We start from the raw sequence: 2,807 nt of genomic DNA, 5'->3' as shown, positions 1-2,807 counted from the left end.
CCGCGCGATGCTCCTGGAGCCCCACGGCGAAGACGATGGCTGCGTGCGGGCGCTCCCCGGTCTCGCTGCGTTGGGCGAGCGACAGCAGGCGGTAGTGCTCGGCGTCGTTGATGACCGACTCGTCCATCACGAGGGCAACGATGTCCTCATCGAAGATCTCGTTCTTGCGGTCGGCCAGATCCTTGAAACGCTGGAAGGCCGCATTGACCTCGGCTTCACTCTCCAACTGGATGCCAAGCTCCTGCAGCCGCGCCTTGAAGGCATTGCGGCCAGACAGCTTGCCCAGCACGATCTTGTTGGCCGCCCAGCCCACATCCTCGGCGCGCATGATTTCATAGGTGTCGCGCGCCTTCAGCACGCCGTCCTGGTGGATGCCTGAGGCGTGCGCGAAGGCGTTGGCGCCGACGACGGCCTTGTTGGGCTGCACGACGAAGCCGGTCGTCTGCGATACCAGCCTGGAGGCCGGCACGATCTGCGACGTGTCGAGGCCGACATCCAGGCCGAAATAGTCGCGCCGCGTCTTGACGGCCATGACGACCTCTTCGAGCGAACAGTTGCCGGCGCGCTCGCCCAGGCCGTTGATGGTGCATTCCACCTGGCGAGCGCCGCCAATCTTCACGCCGGCCAGGGAATTGGCGACCGCCATGCCCAGGTCGTTGTGGCAGTGCACGCTCCAGATGGCCTGGTCGGAGTTGGGCACCTTCTCGCGCAGGCGGCGCAGAAAGTCGCCATAGAGCTCGGGAATGGCATAGCCCACCGTGTCGGGGATGTTGATGGTGCCGGCGCCTTCCTTGATGACGCCCTCGCAGACTCGGGCGAGAAAGTCGATGTCRGAGCGGTAGCCGTCCTCGGGCGAGAACTCGATGTCGCCGCACAGGTTGCGCGCGAAGCGCACCGCCAGCATGGCCTGCTCCAGCACCTGCTCGCGGGTCATGCGCAGCTTCTTCTCCATGTGGAGTTCGCTGGTGGCGATGAAGGTGTGGATGCGAGCCCGGTGAGCAGGTGCCAGCGCTTCGGCCGCTCGTGAGATGTCACGGTCGTTGGCGCGGGCCAGTGAACAGACCGTGCTGTCCTTGACCGCCGCGGCAATGGCCTTGACCGCCTCGAAGTCACCATTGCTCGATGCCGCGAAACCGGCCTCGATGATGTCGACCTTCATGCGCTCCAGTTGGCGGGCGATGCGCAGCTTCTCCTCGCGCGTCATGGACGCGCCGGGCGATTGCTCACCATCGCGCAGCGTGGTGTCGAAGATGATCAGTTTGTCGGTCATCGCACGTTTTCCTCTCGAATCTGGGGCACGGCCRCCGGTGCGCGAGACAGGCCGGACAGGATGGCCTGCATGGACGCACGCACGATGCTGCCATCAATGCCGACGCCGTGGCGAGTCACGTYGCCCACGCGAAGCTCCAGATAGGCCACCGCGCGCGCATCGGCGCCGCTGCCGATCGAATGCTCGTGGTAGTCCAGCACACGGACCTCTTGGCCCAGGCGTGTCGACAGCGCGTTGACGAAGGCATCGATGGGACCGTTGCCCTCTCCCTGCACATGGCCCATCCAGCCACCCAACACGATTTCGGCCGACAGGCGCATCGCGCCGCCCGCTACTTCGGTCATCTGCGGCTGCACGACGGCCGCGCCAGCGTCACCGATGCCGTACTCGCGTTCAAAGATGGCAAAGATGTCTGCGGCCGTCAGTTCCTTGCCGGCGTCGTCCATGACGCGTTGTACGACCTGGCTGAACTCGATCTGCAGGCGCCGCGGCAGCTCCAGGCCGTATTCCGCTTCCAGCAGATAGGCGATGCCGCCCTTGCCTGACTGGCTGTTCACGCGGATGACGGCGTCATAGCTGCGGCCCAGGTCCTTGGGGTCGACGGGGAGATAGGGCATGTCCCAAATCTCCCCCTCCCGGCGGGCTGCGAAGGCTTTCTTGATGGCGTCCTGGTGGGAGCCCGAGAAGGAGGTGTAGACGAGGTCGCCCACGTAAGGGTGGCGCGGATGCACAGGGATCTGCGTGCAATGCTCGACGCAGCGGCGTACCTCGTCGATGTCGGAGAAATCGAGCTGCGGGTCCACACCCTGGGTGTAAAGGTTGAGCGCGATGTTGACGAGGTCGACGTTGCCGGTGCGCTCGCCGTTGCCGAACAAGCAGCCCTCGACGCGGTCAGCGCCCGCCATCAACGCGAACTCGCCAGCCGCCGTGCCGGTACCGCGGTCGTTGTGCGGGTGCACGGACAGCACGATGGATTCGCGGCGCGCCAGGTTGCGGTGCATCCACTCGATCATGTCCGCGAAGATATTGGGCGTGCTGTGCTCGACGGTGGACGGCAGGTTGATGATGCACTTGCGCTCGGGCGTCGGCTGCCAGACCGCCGTCACCGCATCGACGACACGCTTGCTGAAGGCCAGCTCGGTGCCAGAAAACATTTCGGGCGAATACTCGAAGCGCCAGTCCACGCCCGGCCGCGCGGCGGCCAGTTCCTTGATCTGGCGGGCGTGCGAGGCCGCGAGCTCGACGATGCCGTCCTCGTCCGTGCCGAGCACGACACGGCGCATGATGGGTGCGACCGCGTTGTAGACGTGGACGATGACGCGACTTACGCCATCCAGCGACTCAAAAGTGCGCTCGATCAGGTGGGCACGCGCCTGCGTCAGCACCTGGATGGTCACGTCGTCGGGGATGTGTCCGCCGTCGATGAGCAGGCGGATGAAGTCGAACTCGGTCTGCGACGCCGACGGGAAGCCGACCTCGATCTCCTTGAAGCCGATCTTCACGAGCTGCTGGAACATGCGCAGCTTGCGGGCAATGT

At 65.2% G+C, this 2,807-nt stretch carries 2 protein-coding genes; both read right to left on the bottom strand.

Annotated elements, in window-relative coordinates:
• Nucleotides 1-1,270, bottom strand: a 1,270-nt coding sequence (locus AC1DU6_RS26065) for a 2-isopropylmalate synthase (protein ID WP_477860669.1), incomplete at its 3' end; no start/stop codon positions are given.
• On the bottom strand, nucleotides 1,267-2,807 hold a 1,541-nt coding region (locus AC1DU6_RS26060), incomplete at its 5' end, for a 2-isopropylmalate synthase (protein ID WP_477860667.1). The genes AC1DU6_RS26065 and AC1DU6_RS26060, both read right to left, overlap by 4 nt.

This window comes from Roseateles sp. P5_B10 (assembly GCF_056400485.1).
This window is presented reverse-complemented; position numbering and strand designations above follow the sequence as displayed.